Here is a 21,011-nt window from a genome sequence, read left to right as displayed (position 1 = left end):
AATAATAACAAAATTTTTTTTTCAAATACGATCGAAAATATCTTTTTTTTAAGTCTTATCCAATTTACGATTATGTATTATCGTAAAGCATTTTTTATAAATTTAGCAGGATTACCGGCCACAATTGTATAAGGCGCAACGCTCTTAGTAACAACACTCCCAGCACCAACGATTGCTCCTTCTCCAATAGTAACTCCTTTTAAGATAATTACTTTTGCCCCAATCCATGAACCCGCACAAATTTTTATTGGTTTCTTATTTACTAAATCCCATTGTTGATTTTTTTTTGTCTTTGCATCACTTGTATCTTTTTTTCTAATAACTCTGCTAAAATTATGATTATCGGTATCCTGTATCAAACAGTCTGATGAAATCAGTACATCATCTTCAATAATTATTTCAATAGTAGCAAAAATTGTTGAACGCCCGATGTAGACATTGTTTCCAATAATAATATTTGCTGTTTCAGTTTCAGTTGAAATATTACCATAAATTAAACAGTCATGTCCGATTTCTATTTTAGACTTTTCAGGATATTTTACAGTAATTATTGCATTATTATCAGTATTCGTTCCAATACTTAATCCATCTATTGTTTTCTCTTTCGTTATTTCATTTACAATAAAGTAATGATAAATAAGTTTTAATATTTTTATGATTAAATTTTTCATTTTTAAATAATTCTATATTTTAAATTGTAATACCCATAATTCACATTTTCAAACCTTGACATATCAGTACCTTCATCATTAATTTTGAAAGGGCAAATCATTTCTTGTAAATCGTAAACTTGGAATGTACTTACATCAAAAATTGCCAATCTTAAAAAATAATTATTTGCTGCTAAAATCGCACAATCAAAAGACACTTGAAAATTATTTATATTTTTCCCTCCTAATAACTCATCAATAGTTTTAACAAATGTGGTTAAATAATCTCCAGTATTTGATTGAATTGTAAAAGAAAAAGAAGCATTATTAATTAGTTTATTCTTGCAAATTTCTATGTCTATGTTTATTGTATCACTAGACAAAAATTCATTTGTTGAAATACTTATATTTTTACTTAAAGAACAATTATTAATAAAAATATCTTTTGTATTGTCTACTGATAAATATGAAAGTTCTTTTCTATTAGTTAAAGTAGTGTAATTTTCCAGCACACTAGAAAGATTGCCATAATTAACTATTTCTCCTTTGTCTAACAACATTCCTCTAGTACATAAATTTGCTATGGTACCCAATTGATGGCTTACAAATAAAATAGTTCGACCTTCTCCTCTTGAAATATCATGCATTTTGCCAATGGCTTTTTTCTGGAACTCGGCATCTCCTACTGCTAACACCTCATCAACAACTAAAATTTCCGGTTCTAGAAATGCTGCCACGGCAAAGGCTAAACGTACCGTCATCCCTGAACTGTAACGCTTTACCGGAGTATCAATGTAACGCTCACAACCCGAGAAATCTATAATTTCGTCAAGTTTTGAGGCGATTTCTTTTTTGGTCATTCCTAAAATAGCGCCGTTTAGAAAGATGTTTTCTCTACCAGTCATTTCGCCATTAAAACCTGTTCCTACCTCGAGTAACGAAGCAATACGTCCTCGAGATTTTATGCTTCCCGTGGTTGGTGCGGTAACCTTAGATAATATTTTTAGCAACGTCGATTTTCCAGCTCCATTTTTACCTATAATCCCCAGCACTTCACCACGCTCTACTTCAAAATTAATATCCTGCAAGGCCCATACATAATCACTGGAACCTTTGGTACTTCGATCATTAACATCGCCAATTTTTAAATAAGGATTGTCCTTTCCTCGCACTTGATGCCACCAGCGGTTCAAGTCATGACTCAGCGTACCGGTGCCTACCTGACCGAGTCGGTATTGCTTGGAGATGTTTTCGGCTTTGAGAATTATGTCTTTCATTTTTTTTGATAATCTACTTTTACGGATCAGTACTACAAAAAGTCTACTACTATGTTCGAAATTCTCTCTTGTTTACTACAAAGACAAAATTTCTTATACTGCTTCGCACTCTGAGTCCCAACAATTATTGAAAACAGATGTAATTTTATTTTCCTGCACACGGATCCATACGTATTAATTTTACAGAATATAGCCCACTAAAGACTACAACTTATTAAGCTATACCGTATCTATAAAACTCTTCTCCGTCTTATTAAAAATCAATATACCCACCAACAGCAGAGCTATTGTAACTCCTGTAGTGTAGGCCAATCCTAACATAGAAATCTGCCCTACATTCAATAACATATAACGGGTTGTTTCTATAATATACGCCAGAGGATTGTATTGTACCATCCAGGCGTACTGCGGTATTTTCTCTTTGATTAAGGCCAAAGGATACATCACTGCCGAGACATACATCAGCAACTGTACTCCAAACGCTATTAAATAACTAAAATCCCTGTATTTAGTGACCAAAGACGAAATGAACATCCCCAATCCCAATCCTAAAATACCCATTAGGACAATTAGCAAAGGAAAAAACACTACTGCAGCATTTAGGCTCACTGCTGCACCTTGTGCATAGTAATACAGGTAAAAAACGATAAAAATAAAAAATTGGATTCCAAATTTAATCAAATTGGAGATCACTATGGAAATAGGTACAATCAGTCTAGGGAAATACACCTTTCCAAAAATTCCGGCATTCGCACCAAAGGTATTGGAGGTTCCTGTTAAGCACGCTGTAAAATAATTCCAAACCGTGATTCCCGCTAAGTTGAACAAAAAGGGAGGAACCGTTCCTGTGCTAATACCCGCTAAATTATTAAAAATAATAGTAAAAGTAATCGAAGTAAATAAAGGTTGGATCAGGTACCACAGCGGTCCTAAAACCGTTTGTTTGTACAGCGTCACCACATCTCTTTTCACAAAAAGAAGCAACAAATCTCTATACTGCCAGACTTCCTTGAGATTGAGGGTGAAAAATTTATTTTTGGGTGTTATTTCAAACAACCAAGTGGTATTTGTATGTTCTGAATGGTTCATTGATTGATGCTAAAATCCTGCTGTTCATTGCCTGCGTATCCGCTCATTCGCGATCTTTTCCGTTTTATGGGCTAAAGACAGTCTTTACGAAGCAAATATATATAATTTGGACTCAGTATCCCATTAAAAACAAAGGGTTAGCGTATTTCTTTTTTGGAATTCCCCTTTAGGGCTTGGATAAAATTAAAATTGTGTCTGGCCAACCTGCTTAGCGCATAAAAAAATAGCTACAAGAATACCATCTTACAGCGGTTTAGGACTAAAGCGTTGCGCTGCCTTTTTCAAAGCGTGCTAACATAAACCGTATTTTCAGCACTACTATGAAGTTTAGACTTCCTTTAATACCCTGGGATATATTGTGTTTTTAATGTTGGATTTGAATCTACTTGTTATTGTGTATTGTCCCTAAAAACTTAAAGTTATCAAACAGTATTGCATGTAGACCTAAAGCTCCAGAATAGGATGTCCCTAACCCATGGGCAGTCAAAGCTGTTGCTGCATTGGCAAAACACCCAGCAGTCTTTTATGAAACGATAGTGATGCACCTGATTTAAGATAAACTACCATGCGCTTGTGTAGTATTTTTACAAAAAAAAACCTTCTGTGACGCATCACAGAAGGTTTTCGATAGGGTTATGAGTATTACTTAATGTCCTGGATTTTGAACCGCTAATTTATTATACAATAATTCATTTAAGGGTATTGGCCATAAATACTGCGTATCTGCGGTAGTCACAGCTGGAGCAAGTCCTTTAGCAGGAAAGTTTTGCTTTAACCTCATAATATCAGGAGAACTAAACCCTTCACCTAATAACTCAATTCTTCTTTCTATTGCAATTTGATTTAACAATGCTTGAACATCTGTAAAAGAGGAGCTTGTGAAAACTGTTGTAGCATCCGATCTCCCTCGAACTGCGTTTAACAGTTGGATGGCTCGTGCATCAAGAGAATTTGTACTTCTAGCGAGTGCCTCTGACAAATTTAAAAGTGTTTCTGAGTAGCGAATAACGGGAACAAAATCCGGATCCGCTTGTGGACTAGTCCATTTGTGAACCCAAGTTTTACCTCCAGTCACCACATTAAAACTCCTTCTTGCATCTGTAGTTTTCCAACCTGTATTTGAAACTATACCTGTAGGGGCTAATGAATATTCACTACCACCGTTTGAAGTAGAATTATAATAAAACACTAAACTGTTTTGCGTACCCGGCGTATCATTTGAGCTGTATGCAAATGAAAATACATTTTCAGCTGTAGTGGCTCTCGCAAAAACAGTTCCAATAGCGGGCGCTAAAGCGTTAGGAACTCCACTCGTTGCTGTAAAAGGTGCTGTGGTAGACACAATTTTATTCCCTTCTGTAACGACTTCAGGATATTTGCCCATGCTTAGATAAACTCTTGTTTTGAGGGCAATTGCCGTGTTTCTATGTGCTCTTGAAGTATTGTTTATTGCTAATCCATTAGTTAATGGCAAATTTAGCTCAGCAAAATTTAAGTCGTCAATCACTTGATTGTAAACATCCGCAACCGAAGATCGAACTAAATTGCTATTCCCGCTGCTTGTTTCCGGTATTAATCGTAAAGGAAGACCCAAGGAAGCACCATTATCTTGCGTATACGGTTTTGCATATAGTGTTACTAATGAATAATACGACAAAGCTCTTAAAAAACGAGCCTCAGCAGTATATCTCGTTTTTAAAGCTGCTGATATAGTAGCTGTTTCTAAACCACTAATAACAATATTTGACCTATTAATTGCGATATAAGCAGCTCCCCATAAATTCTGAACCTCATTTGTAGCGGATTGCACCCCAAAACTCCAGGTAAATAAATTAGTAACGCCGTTGTTGCGTTCATTTATAAATTCTGGCCCACGAACATCTTGGTAATTAAAAAAACGACCGCCATAGAAATTACCAACCTTTACGCCGCCGTAAATTCCTAAGACTAGTTGTTCTATTCTTTGAGGTGTAGCAAATGCATTCGCATCGCTAATTCTAGTTTGATTGACTGGATTTAATGCCTCCGTATCGCTACAGGAAACAATTAGCACTGCTGCAATCAGTAATAAATATAAATTTTTCATACGTGTATTTTTAAAATTATAAACCTAAATTAAAACCAAATGAAAATGTTCTAGCCATAGGCGCAGAGTTTCTGTCTACACTTGGTGAACCATTTGCATTACCATTACTAGATATTTCGGGATCAAATCCTGAATAATTAGTGAATGTGAATGCGTTTTGAGCACTTACATAAAATCTAAAACTGGTCAATTTCATCCTATCTAAGAAACTTTTAGGCAGGTTATACCCAAGTGCAATGTTTCTTACTTTCATGAAATCCCCTTTTTCTAAATTGGCAGAAATTGGCATCGATGAACCATTAGATACATTATCTCCAAAAACTATTCTTGGTATGTCCGTCACATCGCCAGGATTTTGCCAACGATTTAGAACGTCTACACTATTGTTCCAAACTCTTTGATCGCGAAGTCCAGCTTGTGTTCCGTTGTATACATAATTCCCTCCTGAAAAATAGACCGAAATATTCAAATCAAATCCTTTGTAGGCGAATGTGTTATTAAAACCACCAAAGAATGTTGGTAAAGCAGGTCCCATCACTTTAGCATCTAAAGCTTGATTCGCTGCGCGTGTTACACTGCCGTCACTCACTTTAGTCCATCGAGTTGCAACTGGAGCCGAATGATCGTATTGTACTGCCGTTCCATCTCCATGAAAGAAAATTCGTCTCCCGTTAGCCGGATTTACGCCACCTGTTTGAACAATATAAAAATTACCAATCGATTGTCCTACTCTAATTATATTCGTATTCTCTAATTGCGTTGCTACAATAATATCGGAATTATTTGCATCTAATGCGGTGACAAGATTTTTTTGACTGGTTATATTAAAACTTGCGTTCCATTTAAAATTCCCTTTATCCAATATTTTACCACTTAAGGTCGCTTCATAACCGGTATTTCTCATACTTCCCACATTGGCCAAAATTGAATTCCCAGGAATTCCAGCAGAAGCTGCCTGTGGCACGCTCAAAATTAGTCCATCAATATCATTTTTATAATACCCCAATTCTCCAGAAATACGATCATTAAATAAACTAAAATTTAATCCTAAATCTGTTTTATTACTAGTCTCCCATTTTAATTTCTCATTTCCAGCACGATTGTAAAATAGAGTAGTATTGGAACCATTTACACCTGCGTCATAAAAACTACTTGAAGCAAAATCATTTAATCCTTGATTGTTACCCACAACTCCATAACTTGCTCTTAATTTCAATTGATTTACAATATCAGAACTTACGATATTTTTAAAGAAGCTTTCTTCTGTTAAATTCCAACCTAAGGATCCTCCCCAGAAATTACCCCATTTATTATCAGGAGCAAAAGCAGAATATCCATCGCGTCTCGCATTTAAAGAAACAAAATATTTTTTATTATAATCATAATTGACACGACCAAAATAGGACTCAAGATAATTTTCTGTCAGTAAGTTTCCTGAAACCACAATAGTGTTAAATCCACCCTGATATTCATTAAAAAATGGATCTGAAACCCCTCTTCTTGATGCTCCCCATGCGTCTATTTTTGAATATTGTCGCTCAGACCCAACTAAAGCACTTAGATTGTGATTGTCAGACAAACTAACGTTGTAATCTAAAATATTCTGAATTGACTTTCTAGAATACCTGTTCATCGTGTTAGTGGCTACACCAATAAATTGCTGTCCATTACCATTCAAAGGCCCGAGGAAATCTTTATTCTCCACTAGCAGGTTATCGATTCCGTATAAAGATTTAAAGTTAAGTCCTTTGGCTAACTTAAGTCCCACGTAAAAATTAGAAATAAAATGATCATTTTGATTCGAAATTTTATTGTTATCTAAGATGTACTTAACGTTTGGCCACTGAAGAGGCGTCAAGTTATTTCCTTGACCGATTTGAGTAGGTGCTAAATTGTAAGTACCATCATTATTAAATGGACCCACATTTGGCGCCTGAGCGAAAGCCAACCTTGCTGCACCAGAGGAATCGAAAGTAGACCCAGCAACGGAACCTGTACTGATTCCATTATTTCTTGAATTGGTATAATTAAATGTTCCCCCTAAAGTCAACCAGCTCGTTACTTTTTGATCTAAAGTAAAACGACCGGTTTGTCTTCTAAAGTCGTTATTTACAAACATCCCTTCTTGCTCTAATTGTCCTGCAGAAAGAAAATATTTTGTATTCTCATTTCCACCAGAAATACTAACACTGTGGTTCGTCGCAACACCTGTTCTATAAATTAGATCATACCAATTTGTATCTACTAGTTTACCGTTAGCATCATTCATCGTGTAAAAACCTCTAGTAGTTCCATTGGCTGGAATACCTGCGTTTCTTAATCCTTCATTCTTAATATCGGTAAATTGCTGCGCATCTAATACGTCAATTAAGTTAAATGGTTTTGTAAAACTTACTGAGGAATCAAAATTCACCGTAAACTTACCCGCTTTCCCTTTTTTAGTCGTTATTAAAATTACACCAGCAGCAGCACGAGAACCGTAAATTGCCGCAGAAGACGCATCTTTCAATACCTCAATACTTTCAATATCCGCTTGATTGATGTTGGCTAAAGGATTATTCGCCGCTTGATTTTGATTTAAGTTATCTCCATTCCATGAAGGAACACCATCAATTACAATTAATGGATACGAACTCAAAGTAATCGAGTTAACACCTCTAATTCTAATTACTGCCTGATTTCCCAAAACACCATTAGGCTGCGATACATTAACTCCTGATGCCGCTCCAGAAAGTGCTTGATCAAAACTTTGAACTGGAATATCCTTGATTCTATCCCCCGCAATTTTAGCGATAGCACCATTGACATCTCTTCTTTTTTGAGTACCGTATCCAACGACAACTACTTCTTCTAATACGCTACCATCTTGTAACTTAATGTTAACTGTATTAGAAATCCCAACTTTAACGGCAACGTCTTGCATGCCCACAAAAGAAGCAACTAATACATCGCCCACTTTTGCTTTAATGGAGTACTTCCCATCAAAATCAGTTTGAACTCCGTTTCTACTCCCTTTAACAACTACATTGGCTCCTGGGACTGGTCCAGAGGCATCTGAAACAACTCCCGAAACAGTTCGCTCTTGCGCAAAAGAAAACTGCATAGATAACGCTAATACTAGCGAAAAAACCCATTTGAATTTTAATCTCATATTAAATTATTTGAATTAGTGATGTTGCAAAAATGATAATAAAATGTTAATATATTTTACTGTGATTCATTAATTTTTTTAATGAATATTATTAATTATTGTCGTATGATAATAGCATTAATTGTTAAAAATGAAGGTAATATTCATTTAAAGCTTTAAAATTTTGATTTTAGCATAAAGATTAATTTTGATTTTTTTTGCACAAACTGGAATTGTGATGAGGACTTTGAACCCATACATTTTAAAGTACTTTCTTTGTATTAAAATACAACTATGCTACGCCCCTTCTTTTCTGCACCCAATTTAGAAACCGGAACCGATGAAGCCGGTCGGGGTTGTCTCGCTGGACCTGTTACCGCAGCAGCAGTTATTTTGCCTGCTAATTTTGTCAATGACCTGTTAAATGACAGTAAAAAACTATCTGAAAAAGTTAGAGAAAGATTGCGTCCCATTATTGAGCAGGAAAGTATTTCGTATGCGGTGACGCACCTCGAACCGCTAGAAATAGACCAAATCAATATCTTGAATGCGTCTATAAAAGCGATGCAACACTCCATTTTGAAACTGCATCCGCAACCTAATTATATTATTGTGGATGGAAACAGTTCGATAGCCCAAACTCCATCACTTTTCACAGGCGAAGTCCTGGTCAAAAATACGGTCAAACGATTTTCTGAAAATGATTGTAATACGTTTAACGACATTCCCTTTAGCTGCATTGTTAAGGGAGACTCGAAATTTACGAGTATCGCCGCAGCTTCTGTTTTAGCAAAAACCCACCGCGATGAATATATGAATCGGATTCATGATGAATTCCCCATGTACAATTGGAAACAGAATAAAGGCTATCCCACCAAAGAACATCGGGAAGCGATTCGAAAATACGGCGTCACAAAATACCACCGATTGACGTTTCGATTGATCCCATAACTTGCAAAAGGGGAGCTAAACCGTTAAAGACTTTAAGGTCAAAGAATTGGATTAGCTACCTACCGGTTTGCAGGATCTGAAAATCAACTTTTACCGCAAATTCGCAAATTTCATAAATTATCAATCTGGGATTTAAGAGCCACGTTCGAACAGAAGAAATACTATTCTGTACGAACAAAAAAAGCAGCTATCACAAAATGATTTAAAGTGCTGGTGTTTCCAATTACTTTAAGACTACTAAAATGAAAAATTAGTGGTAGGGAATTGATTTTTGATTTTTGATTAACGATTTTTGATTGCAGATTTAGGTCTAGATATGGAAACGGGAAATGATTTTAGATTTAAAGGATTTTCACGGATTTATCCCGTAAATCTAATGCACTTTTCTTTACTCTGTCTGAATCTATGCGCTCTGTGGCAATAAATAATATAAATAATATAGATACTAGTTATAGATAGCCCTCTATTTTAGTTAAGCAACTCAGGATTAATACTTTTAAGCGCTATCGCAAGTGATTTTTGCTATTGAAATTCACAAACAAATAACGCCGTGAAATGCGTCAGTATTTTTGCTTTGACTTCTTCTTCGTTAACTTTTTCAACACGAAGTTCCACGTTTAATGCGGTAACGGCTTTTCCACGAATGCCACAAGGAATGATATTGTCAAAATATCCCAAATCGGCATTTACGTTTAAGGCGAATCCATGCATGGTCACCCAACGGGAAGCACGAACACCGAGCGCACAAATTTTTCTGGCAAAAGGTGTTCCAGCGCCCAGCCAAACTCCTGTTTCACCAACACTCCTCCCCGATTGTATTCCGTATTCAGCCAACGTCAGAATAATGGCTTCCTCCAAAAAACGCAGGTATTTATGGATATCCGTAAAAAAATTTTCCAAGTCTAAAATAGGATACCCTACAATTTGCCCGGGTCCGTGATAGGTAATATCACCGCCACGATTGATTTTGTAGAATGTCGCTCCTTTGGCCTCCAGTTGTTTTTCAGACAACAGTAAATTAGATAAATCACCGCTTTTTCCTAAGGTGTAGACATGTGGATGCTCTACGAACAAAAAATAATTGGGCGTTGCTAAGTCGAGTTCTTCTCTGCGATTTCGAATTTTTAAATCGACGATTCCCTTAAACAGTTCTTCCTGGTATTCCCAAGTCGCTTTGTAATCTTTATTTCCTAAATCTTGAAGTTGGATTATTTTGTTCATTTTTATGAATTGCAAAGTTTCAGCGCGGCAAAGATACGAAGTTTGAAACATGAATGTAGAATATTGGAAATTAGACTACGCAAAAAAAGGGATGATATAATCTATTTACATAGCATTACATCACCCCATTTAATTACTGAATTCGGTTCACAAAGCAGGGTACTGCACCTTTCGTTTCCCTTTGTGTTAAATACCTCCTATAATTATACGTTTTTTATTTACTTTTAACCATCTCTGGTTTCAGTATTACTTTTGTCCATCCTTCATCACGAGCATCAAAATGTTTGTATGCATTAGGAGCCTCGTCCAGTGAAAGTTCATGTGAAATAATTAATGATGGTGTAGCTTTACCAGCAGAAATTAATGTACAAAGCTGACGATCATAGGATTTTACATTTGCCTGTCCAGTTGCTATTCGCTGTCCTTTCATCCAGAATTGGCCAAAATCAAAATCCATGTGCCCTTCTTTTTGTAAATCTTCTTTTGATTTCGGGTCCTTGGGAACAAAAACCCCCACTACCCCTATTGAACCTGTAGCTTTTACTGCTTGTACGAGTTCATTCATCGTTATATTAGAATGTTCAGTACCATGTTTATCACAACATTGGTAGCCTACACATTCGCAACCTGTATCGGCGCCTATTCCTTTGGTAAGTTCCAAAACCTGCTCTACTGCTGACCCTTTTGAAAAATCAATAGGAATCGCCCCTAGTTTTTCAGCAAGCTTCAATCGGTCAGGATGATTGTCAACAACCATAATCTTACTGGCTCCTTTAATACTCGCTGAATGTGCTGCCATAAGTCCAACCGGACCTGCGCCATAAATCACCACAGAGTCTCCTGGCTTTACACCAGCCAATTCCGTGGCATGATATCCAGTAGGAAAAATATCCGATAACATCACATAATCATTTTCCTTCTCGATGGCGTCTTCGGGTAATTTTAGGCAATTAAAGTCGCCATGAGGTACACGCAGGTACTCAGCCTGACCCCCGCTGTAAGGTCCCATTCCCGCAAAACCATAAGCAGCACCGGCAGTTCCCGGATTCATTGTGAGACAAAAACCAGTTAAGCCTCGTTCACAATTTTGACAATGACCGCATCCAATGTTAAACGGAAGACAAACCATATCTCCTACTTTTATCTGAGTTACAGCTTTACCAACTTCAACCACCTTACCCATGTTTTCGTGACCCAAAATTCTTCCAGATTCCATATCTGTTCTCCCTTCGTACATGTGAAGATCTGATCCACAAATATTAGTTGTGGTTACTTTAACCAATACATCCGTCGGTTGCTCAATTTTGGCATCCGGCATTTGTACCACCCTCACGTCTCGAGGACCGAAATAAACAAGTGCTTTCATACTATCTTTATTTAAATTGTTTACTTATTTCTTAAAATCACCTCCGTTTAAACTTGGAATAAGGGATGCAATTTTAAATGAATTTTAAAGAACTTAAAGTTAGCGATAATTTTACATATATTTAATTTTCAGACATTTAAAAAATTTGTTAATTTTTGGCAGCTCAATTCAGCTCTGAAAAACAACACTCAGTTCTGTTAGTTATTCTAAGAAAACCTCTAGATTGGTACGCTCAGGATTTACCAAACAATCGGTTATAAGAAATTGCAATTCCAATGCTTTTTTATCTTCACTTATTTTTGCATTTTGATTTGAAACCGATTTTATTTTTCGAGGAAAATGATATTTTAAAACATAAGTTTGGTTAATTTTAAGACTGGCTACTTGAGTTTTCAATTCTGAAATTTTATCTTGTTGTTTTTTTAGTTCGACAGCGTCCGTGATTTTGACTATTCTTTTAAAAATTTTTCCATCAAAAGTAAAATTCACACTGTAATAATGCTCTTCGGCAACCAAAGCATAATTATTTTCTATGTCGTCCGCATACTCTTCGGTTTTGTACAAGTCGGCAACTTCCTCTATTTTAGTAAACTTTTGACGGATTGTCGTGCGAAATTCTTTCTCGAAAGAGCTTTTCTTGCTGTGTACTTCCACCGTATTAAATTTTTCGAAAATAGCTTTTTCAAAGGCAGGTAGTCTGGAAAATGTTTCTGCATGCTGTGCTATTAAATCCTTGAAAATGTAAGTTGTATCGCGAAAAATTTCTTCCTTAGCGTAGTTTTCACCCATGACTTGCATGTAACTTTGTTCGTCTCTAAATTTCACAATTTCTATTGCACCGGTTCCATTTTCGTTTAAATGAAGGGTTTCTGTGACGTGGCAGCTTGTTAAAAACACTACTAAAAGCAGTAAGACGTAAATTTTATTTTTCAATTTTTATGATTTTGAATCGTTATTTTTTCCAAATGTAAATTAATAACTACAATTCCTAGCCCAGATTAGAGTGAAAATCCTTTTTATTTTTTCTTTAAAAATAAAAAGATTGTAACGGAAAGCTGGAAATAGCTCCAAAAAACCTTTAGCACTTTGCTACTTTGGTACTTATACAGTATCTTTGCGCTCTTAAAATCAGCACAAAATGGCATTATCCGAACAAGAAATATTACGCAGAGAAGCACTGACCGATTTACGCAATTTAGGCATTGAACCTTATCCTGCAGCCGAATTTATTACCACCGCCTATTCTAGCGAAATCCTTGCTGATTTCGAGAAGTACGACGGTAAAGAGGTGGTTTTGGCCGGTCGTTTGATGGGAAAACGCATCATGGGGAAAGCTTCCTTTGCGGAATTGAAAGATGCGGAAGGGCGTATTCAAATCTATGTATCGCGAGATGATATTTCGACGGATGAAGAGAAAACGATGTACAATGTGGTTTTCAAAAAGTTATTGGATATTGGTGATTTTATTGGGGTTTGCGGGACTGTTTTTAAAACGCAAGTAGGCGAAATCTCCGTTCATGTTTATGGATTAACGGTTTTGGCGAAAGCCTTGAAACCACTTCCAGTAGTAAAAACGGATGCGGACGGCAAAACGCACGATGCTTTTGCAGATCCAGAACAAAGATACCGCCGTCGTTATGTTGATTTAACGGTGAACGACCATGTGAAAGAAACGTTTATCAAGAGAACCAAATTGTTTAATGCAATGCGTACGTTCTTTAATGATAAAGGCTATCTCGAAGTGGAAACCCCAGTGTTACAACCGATTCCCGGTGGTGCTGCAGCGCGTCCCTTTATCACACACCACAACTCACTTGACATGCCATTATACATGCGTATTGCCAATGAATTGTATTTAAAAAGATTGATTGTTGGTGGTTTTGAAGGGGTTTATGAGTTTTCGAAAAATTTCCGTAATGAGGGAATGGATCGTACGCACAACCCGGAATTCACCGCTATGGAAATATATGTAGCCTACAAAGACTACAACTGGATGATGAAATTTGCCGAAGACCTTTTGGAATATTGTGCCATTGCCGTGAACGGAACGAGTGACGTTACCTTTGGAGAACACAAAATTAGCTTTAAAGCACCTTATGCTCGGGTTACGATGACAGATTCGATCAAACATTTTACTGGCTTTGATATCTCTGGAAAAAGTGAAACGGAACTTTTTGATGCTGCAAGAGGCATGGGAATTGACGTGGATGCTACAATGGGGAAAGGAAAATTGATCGATGAGATTTTTGGTGCCAAATGTGAAGGAAATTATATTCAACCTACTTACATCACGGATTATCCAAAAGAGATGTCACCCTTGTGTAAGCAACACCGTGACAATCCAGAATTGACGGAACGTTTTGAATTGATGGTTTGTGGTAAAGAAGTGGCCAATGCGTATTCAGAATTGAATGATCCAATTGACCAAAGAGCCCGTTTTGAAGACCAAATGCGTTTGGCTGAAAAAGGAGATGATGAGGCTACCGGAATTATCGATGAAGATTTCTTGAGAGCGCTTGAATACGGAATGCCTCCAACGTCTGGAATGGGAATAGGAATGGATCGTTTGATTATGTATTTGACCAATAATGCTTCGATTCAAGAAGTGTTGTTGTTTCCTCAAATGCGACAAGAGAAAAAACAAGTTCAAATTGAGTTGGAAGACGATGAGAAACTGATTGTTGCGCTGTTGAAAACCAATGAAAACCAAATGGATTTTGGCGCACTAAAAATGACCTCTGGCTTAAGCGGTAAAAAATGGGATAAAGCCATGAAAAACTTATCTTCTCTGGGATTGACTGAAGTTGTCGTAAATGGTGATACTAAAGCGTGTCGATTGAAAGAGTAATTTATACTAATTTAAAGATATAAAAAACGGAGCTTCAATTGAAGCTCCGTTTTTTATATCTAACAATTCATTATATTTGATATAAAATTAATGCGATGGAAAATTTACTTAAACGAATTACAATCAACCCTGAAGTTTGCCATGGCAAGCCAACCGTGAGAAATATGCGATGGCCGGTCGAAGTAATATTAGATATGTTAGGTTCTGGCATGGAAACTAGTGAAATCCTAGAAGATCATCCTGAATTAGAGAAAGAAGATATTTTAGCTACGTTGTATTATGCCAAATTATCAATCTCAGGTGATATTCTAAAGGAAGTAAGTTAATGAAATTTCTATGTGATGTCCATATTCCAATAAAACTTTCAAAACATATCAGTAATAAAGGATTTGAATGCATTCACATCAATACTATCCTTGAAAAATGGTTAACAACTGATGATGCTATTGCAAAATTTTCAGACTTAAACGATTTCCTCCTCATCACAAAAGATTTTGATTTTAAAAATTCATTTCTTATTAATAAATCTCCAAAAAAACTATTAAAGATAAACTTAGGCAATATTTCAAACACGCAACTAATTGAAATTTTTGACCAATATATCTCTGAAATTGAAACAGTCAATAAAAACCATAATCTATTTATGATTGAAATTGATAGCCATTTCATTAGAGTGACGAGTTATCCATAACCTACAGTTAATCCTAAGATTTATTTAACGAATGATACTATTAAATCTTTATGGTTTACAGTAGTTCCATACGTAATTCCAACGACATCTGGATTAGGAATGGGAATAGACCTTTTGGTGATGTTCCTTACGAATAATGCTTCGATTCAAGAAGTGTTGTTGTTTCCACAAATGCGACAAGAGAAAAAACAAGTTCAAATCGAGTTGGAAGACGATGAGAAACTGATTGTTGCGCTGTTGAAAACCAATGAAAACCAAATGGAGTTTGGCGCACTAAAAATGACCTCTGGATTAAGCGGTAAAAAATGGGATAAAGCCATGAAAAACTTATCTTCTCTGGGATTGACTGAAGTTGTCGTAAATGGTGATACTAAAGCGTGTAGATTGAAAGAGTAATTTATTTTATAATAGAATATTAAAAGGAACTTCGTAATGGAGTTCCTTTTTTTTTAATTCAAATATTATTTATGTACTTGAAAAAACAAGATGCAAAATCTAATTATCTACTCCTTCTACCTAGCTATTTACGAACGTCTGTTCGAGTGGTTTTTAAAGCTAAAGTCGAGCTCGCTTTTTAAACTAAATGGATTGCTTTAAAAATTGTATCGAGAACTCTATAACGAAAAGAACTTCTCGATACTTTTTTGGCTTGACAGGTCTGAGGTTAATATGAAAAACCCATTACAAGCCAAAAACACTCGAAGAGACGTTAAGGACAGGAATAGTAGGTACTGAGGAGAACTTTATAACTTTAAGCGCTTCTCGATACTTTTTTGGCTTGACAGGTCTGAGTTTAATATGAAAAATCCATTACAAGCCAAAAACACTCGAAGAGACGTCAAGGACAGGAATAGTACCTACTGAGGAGAACTTTATCACGTTAAGCGCTTCTCAATACTTTTTTAGATTGACGAGTTTGAGGTTAGTACGCTAAATTCTAAACAAGCCAAAACACTTACCGAAACAAGTTTGGGATAAACTGAAGAGACATAGAGGAAAGGAAAAGTATACAATACAAAATACTATTTGTTAAACTAAAACGCCTGTTAAGCACGTCTGTTCGAGTGGTTTTTAAAGCTAAAATCGAGCTCGCTTTTTAAACTAAATGGACTGCTTTAAAAATTGTATCGAGAACTGATTACGAAAAGAACTTCTCGATACATTTTTGGCTTGACAGGTTTGAGGTTACCATGAAAAACCCATTACAAGCCAAAAACACTCGAAGAGACGTCAAGGACAGCAATAGTACGTACTGAGGAGAACTTTATAACTTTAAGCGCTTCTCGATACTTTTTTGGCTTTACGGGTTTGAGGATAATATGAAAAATCCATTACAAGCCAAAAACACTTCCCGAAACAAGTTTGGGATAAACGGAAGAGACGTAGAGGAAAGGAAAAGTATACAATACTAAATACTATTTGTTAACCTAAAACGCCTGTTACGCACGTCTGTTCGAGTGGTTTTTAAAGCTAAAATCGAGCTCGCTTTTTAAACTAAATGGACTGCTTTAAAAATTGTATCGAGAACTGATTACAAAAAGAACTTCTCGATACATTTTTGACTTGACAGGTCTGAGTTTAATATGAAAAACCCATTACAAGCCAAAAACACTCGAAGAGGCGTCAAGGACACGAATAGTACCTACTGAGGAGAACTTTATCACGTTAAGCGCTTCTCGATACTTTTTTGGATTTACGGGTTTGAGGTTAGTCCTCGAAATTCGATAAAAGCCAAAACACTTCCCGAAACAAGTTTGGGATAAACGAAAGAGACGTAGAGGAAAGGAAAAGTATACAATACTAAATACTATTTGTTAAACTAAAACGCCTGCTACGCACGTCGGTTCGAGTGGTTTTTAAAGCCGCATTTAGCGCACTCCACAGCCCGTTTTATCAAGGAAAAACGAGCTAAAAAGTGGCGTATCGTGTTTCCACAAAAACTTAAACTCGATTAATAATTTGGTCCAAATTATTAATCGAGTTCTAGCTACAAACTATAATTTAAGTTGATGCTCCACCGGTAGTTGGCTTTTACGTTTCCACCACTCAGGTTTTGATTGATGGCAGCATTTTATTGCACACCAAATCAATTAATACTATAAGTATTGCTTTTTTGAGTCCAAATCGCGCGCATGTAAAAAGTCCAAATCGAAGTTTACTTCTAATTACAAACCCTAACGTTGTTCGCTTCTATAAACCAAAACTAATATTCAAAAAGAAATTTCTTCCTTTTCGAGGAATAGTGTTCCAATCTGAAAAAGTGGAATAATAGGCATCTAACACATTCTCTATGCCTGCTTTTACATACCATTTGCTATTATCCATCTGAAAGGAATAACTCGAAGCGACGTTTAAAATAGCATAATCCGGCGTTCTGTCTTCTCCGTAAAAAGGACTGTATTGCGTGTGAACCGCATTTCCTTGAACGGCCATTTCAGAGGAGAATTTTTTTACGTTATACTGGAACGCGGCGGAATAACGCAGCGGACTTATAAAAGGTAAATTCTCTTTTTTATAATCTTGTCCGTAGCTGTAAACCAATTGACCTAACCATTTAAAGTTCGTGTCAAATTGGTATTCGATATTCAAATCAGTATTAACAATAGTAGCATAATCCAGTGCGGTATACGTTTTTATTCCGCTTGCGCCAATAGTCATCGGAATCATATTGTCAGCAGGTTTACCAACAATATAATTCGAAATATGAAAATAGGAAGACGAGAGTTTAGTGCTTAATTTTTGGGTTTTGAAACCAATAAAAGCGTTCGCTTCTGATGCTTTTTCGTTTTTTAATTCTGGGTTTCCAATATAATCGTATCTATCAAAACTATTGAATAAATAAAACCCATAACCCTCAGAAACCGATGGAGCGCGCTCCCCATAAGCAAGTCCAAATCCATACTGAAACCCATTTTTAGCGTATGTGTAATTTGACGAAATGCTTTTTAAAATTCTATTTTTGCTATTTTTCATATTAGGATAGAAAATTTGCAAACTTTCCAGCCCTAAATCATTGGCAACTGTATTAAAATGATTCGCAACACTCGCTGAAAATCTCAAACTGGACTGACTGTTTAACAGGATAGTATCTTCTAGAAACAACGCATTATAAAGTGTTCGCACATCTGGCCAAGTAAACATAAACATCAAACTTTCGTTTGGATTGCTCGGATACATCGTCATTTCAGCAACAGAACGGTTATAAAACGAATTTAAATCGACCATCAAATGATGGCTTTTAAAAACTCCAGTGGCTTTTGAATAGAATCCGTACGTATCACTCCAACCCGGCATATCCATGTGAATAGGCACAAAAGGACGTTTAGTATCATCCATTCTGTGCTTGATGGTGTTGTAATAAATTTTAGTTTCCCAATTTTTAATTTTTGAAGACTTTGGAACATATTCAAATTTCAATGAAGTGATTAAAGCTTCCGCCAAAGAAACATCCATAGGAAGGGCCGGATAGCCCACATCAGTTGCCTTATCATAGATTAAGGAAGCTTCTACCATTTTATTTTCATCAAAAGAAAAACCGGAGGTAGCAGAAATATTAAATTTTCTAAACTGCGAAAACAAAACTTCTTGATTGTTACCTGCAGTATAATTTTCGGCATCGCGATACATGAAATCAGTATCAACATAAAAACGATTGTTTGCGTAATTGACCGCCGATCCCACAATTTTTTGATTGCCATTGCTTTCAAAACCAGAATGTATTAAAACATCCCAACCAGAATTTACAAATCCGCTGCGGTTTCTTTTTAAATCAATAGATCCGCCAATGGCTGCCCCGTGATTCCCACCCTGCTGTCCTGATGTGATTGTGGCTTCCGATAAATTGGAAACCTCAACATAGGAAGTTATCGGGTCCATTTTGTCCGTACAGGCTCCAAAAACACGCATTCCGTCTATGGTTATCAACGTTCTTTCGGTAGTCATACTATTAATGATGGGCTCCCACGCATAAGCACCTCTTTTAATCATTCCCACTTTTCCTGACTGTTGCAAATACTCCTCTACTGTAGCCAGTGGCTTAGTCTGCTGCTGGTATAATTGCGTTTTTTTCCCAATTACAATCACTTCTTTTAGTATTTTTTGCACGACCGTATCTGTAACTTGGTCTTGTGCAAAAAGAGGTATCGAAGTGAAAAATAAGAGTACAAAACCGTATAATTTCTTTTTCATGATAAAAAAATTAAAAAAAGGCCAATACAATAGTTGCCATTACATTTAATTATACTGGCCTTTTTTAGTTGAGAAAATGAAATAGAATTAGAATTCTATCTCAAAATAAATACTGCTTGCCGGAACTACATCCGTAATGGATTCGCCTTTCAAAACAACATCAGAAGCGTTTACGAGCTGTAAGTTAATTTTCCATAAACCAGTCATCGTCAATGCTAATTTTCCGTGGTATAATTTATCCGAAATAGACTGTGTTAAATCAACATTGTTTGGCGAACCATGATTCCCCATACTTGGCATTCTTGGATCAATTTTAACTTTAAAATTGTTCACTACTGGAAAACTCATCATCGATTCCATTTTGTAAACACCCACCGTCATATCATTCAGTGCCACTTTTGGAAGCTGTGGTTCAACATAAGCCACAATATATTTTACATTATCAGAACCGGTGAAAGTAGTCACCCTTTGTTTTGCAGAAGCCGGAACATCAATTATTGAAGTCACCGTATAAGCGGTTCCATTAATCGTATAATCTATTTTTAAATCCCAATATTCCGTGGCGTTTTGAGGCATTTGAAAAACAATAGTTCCTTGGTATAAAGTTCCATCAGCCGTTATTTTCCCAACTCCTGATTTTGGGCATGAATGCGTCATCATAGTCATGTGCATCAGTGGTATCCAAGTGATAGTGGCATTTTTTATGTATTCGCCGCTTGCTTTATCTTTAATTCTTAAACTGATTTCATTATAACCTTGTTCTAAAGCTCCCCGGTGAGCGTACAATTCGATTGTATGGGTGGAGTTTGCGATTTCTTTGAATTTGGTCAATTCTGCCAATTCATCAACAACCGGCGTGTCACTATCTGAGGAACAGGAGAATAATACAATCGAGATAGCCATTACAGCTAGTATATTTTTTAATTGAAATTTCATTTCTTAAGTTTTTTTTAAATATTAGGTATTGATTTGTATGCCGTTTTTTGGCTATTTATTTCCAAAAAAAGCAAACAGAATGGCATCCGTTGCATAAAACGGAAGAAAAAAGCACACTATGTGCCTAAAAAATTTAAGAAATGAAAGTGGGTGGGTGAAAAACAGAGTCGCTCTTCAGATAGAAATATAAATTAGAATAGCCTTGGTTTATTTTTTCTTTGGTACCAATACAAAATGGCATCGTTTCGAAGGTTTTAATTTCTTCAAAAAAGATGACATCCAGCAGTGGAGCATTTCCCTTTTTATCAGAAGAAAGCGGCTTTCCAGCATCAGAAGCTTTGGCCAATTCTTTCATCAAATGACATTTACCGTTACATTGTAACTTGGGTTTGTCCTTATTGATGCAAAGCACTTTTGATATATATTCATAATTGACAACATACTCTAAAACCGGCAGAATGGGTTTTACGAGCAGAATGAGAACAATTATGAATATTATTTTTTTCACGGTGCAAAGGTACAGAATCATAAAATGTAAAAAAATGTTTTAAATAGAATAATCGTGTAAAAGAGCGTTC

Annotated in this window: 16 protein-coding genes; 5 read left to right on the top strand and 11 right to left on the bottom strand. The window is 36.1% G+C overall.

Features of this window, described 5'->3' with window-relative positions; translation table 11 throughout:
• Positions 1-77 precede the first annotated feature (77 nt).
• From BUA03_RS07730 to BUA03_RS07710, 5 genes are all read right to left on the bottom strand, one after another.
• The gene (locus BUA03_RS07730; protein WP_066079677.1) at positions 78-671 is read right to left on the bottom strand and encodes an acyltransferase; all 594 of its coding nucleotides are present in this window, start codon (positions 669-671) and stop codon (positions 78-80) included.
• Between the two features lie 2 nt (positions 672-673).
• On the bottom strand, positions 674-1,927 hold the full coding sequence (locus tag BUA03_RS07725) for an ABC transporter ATP-binding protein (RefSeq protein WP_066079682.1): 1,254 nt from the start codon (positions 1,925-1,927) through the stop codon (positions 674-676).
• A gap of 219 nt (positions 1,928-2,146) precedes the next feature.
• On the bottom strand, positions 2,147-3,016 hold the full coding sequence (locus BUA03_RS07720) for an ABC transporter permease (RefSeq protein WP_066079684.1): 870 nt from the start codon (positions 3,014-3,016) through the stop codon (positions 2,147-2,149).
• 646 nt (positions 3,017-3,662) lie between these two features.
• Entirely contained in the window at positions 3,663-5,102 is a 1,440-nt protein-coding gene (locus BUA03_RS07715; RefSeq protein ID WP_066079690.1) for a RagB/SusD family nutrient uptake outer membrane protein, read from the bottom strand.
• Between the two features lie 16 nt (positions 5,103-5,118).
• Positions 5,119-8,253 (bottom strand): SusC/RagA family TonB-linked outer membrane protein, encoded by a 3,135-nt coding sequence (locus BUA03_RS07710; RefSeq protein ID WP_066079693.1) that lies wholly within the window; start codon positions 8,251-8,253, stop codon positions 5,119-5,121.
• A 273-nt stretch (positions 8,254-8,526) separates the two neighbouring features.
• Here BUA03_RS07710 and BUA03_RS07705 point away from each other — a divergent pair, with 273 nt between their 5' ends.
• The gene (locus BUA03_RS07705) at positions 8,527-9,183 is read left to right on the top strand and encodes a ribonuclease HII (protein WP_066079696.1); all 657 of its coding nucleotides are present in this window, start codon (positions 8,527-8,529) and stop codon (positions 9,181-9,183) included.
• 522 nt (positions 9,184-9,705) lie between these two features.
• Here the strand turns inward: BUA03_RS07705 and lipB are convergent.
• The 3 genes from lipB to BUA03_RS07690 all read right to left on the bottom strand — a co-directional run bounded on the left by lipB (position 9,706) and on the right by BUA03_RS07690 (position 12,703).
• Entirely contained in the window at positions 9,706-10,404 is a 699-nt protein-coding gene (gene lipB, locus BUA03_RS07700; RefSeq protein WP_066080741.1) for a lipoyl(octanoyl) transferase LipB, read from the bottom strand.
• Between the two features lie 214 nt (positions 10,405-10,618).
• A complete protein-coding gene (locus BUA03_RS07695) occupies positions 10,619-11,770 on the bottom strand; it encodes a glutathione-independent formaldehyde dehydrogenase (protein WP_066079699.1) in 1,152 nt (383 codons plus the stop codon).
• Between the two features lie 201 nt (positions 11,771-11,971).
• Positions 11,972-12,703 carry a hypothetical protein gene (locus BUA03_RS07690; protein ID WP_066079702.1) on the bottom strand — a complete coding sequence of 244 codons (732 nt, stop codon included), beginning with the start codon at positions 12,701-12,703 and terminating at the stop codon, positions 11,972-11,974.
• Between the two features lie 205 nt (positions 12,704-12,908).
• Here BUA03_RS07690 and lysS point away from each other — a divergent pair, with 205 nt between their 5' ends.
• The 4 genes from lysS to BUA03_RS07670 all read left to right on the top strand — a co-directional run bounded on the left by lysS (position 12,909) and on the right by BUA03_RS07670 (position 15,705).
• Positions 12,909-14,618, top strand: coding sequence for a lysine--tRNA ligase (lysS, locus tag BUA03_RS07685; RefSeq protein WP_066079708.1), 1,710 nt, complete (start codon positions 12,909-12,911; stop codon positions 14,616-14,618).
• A 95-nt stretch (positions 14,619-14,713) separates the two neighbouring features.
• A complete protein-coding gene (locus tag BUA03_RS07680; protein ID WP_066079710.1) occupies positions 14,714-14,944 on the top strand; it encodes a DUF433 domain-containing protein in 231 nt (76 codons plus the stop codon).
• Positions 14,944-15,309, top strand: a complete 366-nt coding sequence (locus BUA03_RS07675) for a DUF5615 family PIN-like protein (RefSeq protein ID WP_066079713.1) — start codon at positions 14,944-14,946, stop codon at positions 15,307-15,309. The genes BUA03_RS07680 and BUA03_RS07675 overlap by 1 nt, the downstream gene beginning before the upstream one ends.
• A gap of 18 nt (positions 15,310-15,327) precedes the next feature.
• Positions 15,328-15,705: an amino acid--tRNA ligase-related protein gene (locus BUA03_RS07670; RefSeq protein WP_394333627.1), complete on the top strand. Its 378-nt coding sequence runs from the start codon at positions 15,328-15,330 to the stop codon at positions 15,703-15,705.
• Positions 15,706-17,499: 1,794 nt separating this feature from the next.
• On the opposite strand, the gene BUA03_RS07665 is transcribed toward BUA03_RS07670, so the two are convergent.
• The 3 genes from BUA03_RS07665 to BUA03_RS07655 all read right to left on the bottom strand — a co-directional run bounded on the left by BUA03_RS07665 (position 17,500) and on the right by BUA03_RS07655 (position 20,941).
• Positions 17,500-19,497 carry a TonB-copper family protein gene (locus tag BUA03_RS07665; RefSeq protein WP_066079720.1) on the bottom strand — a complete coding sequence of 666 codons (1,998 nt, stop codon included), beginning with the start codon at positions 19,495-19,497 and terminating at the stop codon, positions 17,500-17,502.
• A gap of 87 nt (positions 19,498-19,584) precedes the next feature.
• Positions 19,585-20,433 carry a hypothetical protein gene (locus BUA03_RS07660; protein ID WP_066079723.1) on the bottom strand — a complete coding sequence of 283 codons (849 nt, stop codon included), beginning with the start codon at positions 20,431-20,433 and terminating at the stop codon, positions 19,585-19,587.
• A gap of 133 nt (positions 20,434-20,566) precedes the next feature.
• Positions 20,567-20,941 (bottom strand): hypothetical protein, encoded by a 375-nt coding sequence (locus BUA03_RS07655; protein ID WP_245792576.1) that lies wholly within the window; start codon positions 20,939-20,941, stop codon positions 20,567-20,569.
• Between the last annotated feature and the right edge of the window lie 70 nt (positions 20,942-21,011).

The organism is Flavobacterium fryxellicola (genome assembly GCF_900143245.1).
GTDB lineage: Bacteria > Bacteroidota > Bacteroidia > Flavobacteriales > Flavobacteriaceae > Flavobacterium > Flavobacterium fryxellicola.
This window is presented reverse-complemented; position numbering and strand designations above follow the sequence as displayed.

What these genes read in the sequence shown, in the direction of transcription:
- BUA03_RS07665 (WP_066079720.1), bottom strand. Translation starts at nt 19,497, where the DNA reads ATGAAAAAGAAATTATACGGTTTTGTACTCTTATTTTTCACTTCGATA.
- BUA03_RS07675 (WP_066079713.1), top strand. Translation starts at nt 14,944, where the DNA reads ATGAAATTTCTATGTGATGTCCATATTCCAATAAAACTTTCAAAACAT.
- BUA03_RS07720 (WP_066079684.1), bottom strand. Translation starts at nt 3,016, where the DNA reads ATGAACCATTCAGAACATACAAATACCACTTGGTTGTTTGAAATAACA.
- BUA03_RS07710 (WP_066079693.1), bottom strand. Translation starts at nt 8,253, where the DNA reads ATGAGATTAAAATTCAAATGGGTTTTTTCGCTAGTATTAGCGTTATCT.
- BUA03_RS07715 (WP_066079690.1), bottom strand. Translation starts at nt 5,102, where the DNA reads ATGAAAAATTTATATTTATTACTGATTGCAGCAGTGCTAATTGTTTCC.
- BUA03_RS07725 (WP_066079682.1), bottom strand. Translation starts at nt 1,927, where the DNA reads ATGAAAGACATAATTCTCAAAGCCGAAAACATCTCCAAGCAATACCGA.
- BUA03_RS07660 (WP_066079723.1), bottom strand. Translation starts at nt 20,433, where the DNA reads ATGAAATTTCAATTAAAAAATATACTAGCTGTAATGGCTATCTCGATT.
- lysS (WP_066079708.1), top strand. Translation starts at nt 12,909, where the DNA reads ATGGCATTATCCGAACAAGAAATATTACGCAGAGAAGCACTGACCGAT.
- BUA03_RS07730 (WP_066079677.1), bottom strand. Translation starts at nt 671, where the DNA reads ATGAAAAATTTAATCATAAAAATATTAAAACTTATTTATCATTACTTT.
- BUA03_RS07695 (WP_066079699.1), bottom strand. Translation starts at nt 11,770, where the DNA reads ATGAAAGCACTTGTTTATTTCGGTCCTCGAGACGTGAGGGTGGTACAA.
- lipB (WP_066080741.1), bottom strand. Translation starts at nt 10,404, where the DNA reads ATGAACAAAATAATCCAACTTCAAGATTTAGGAAATAAAGATTACAAA.
- BUA03_RS07680 (WP_066079710.1), top strand. Translation starts at nt 14,714, where the DNA reads ATGGAAAATTTACTTAAACGAATTACAATCAACCCTGAAGTTTGCCAT.
- BUA03_RS07705 (WP_066079696.1), top strand. Translation starts at nt 8,527, where the DNA reads ATGCTACGCCCCTTCTTTTCTGCACCCAATTTAGAAACCGGAACCGAT.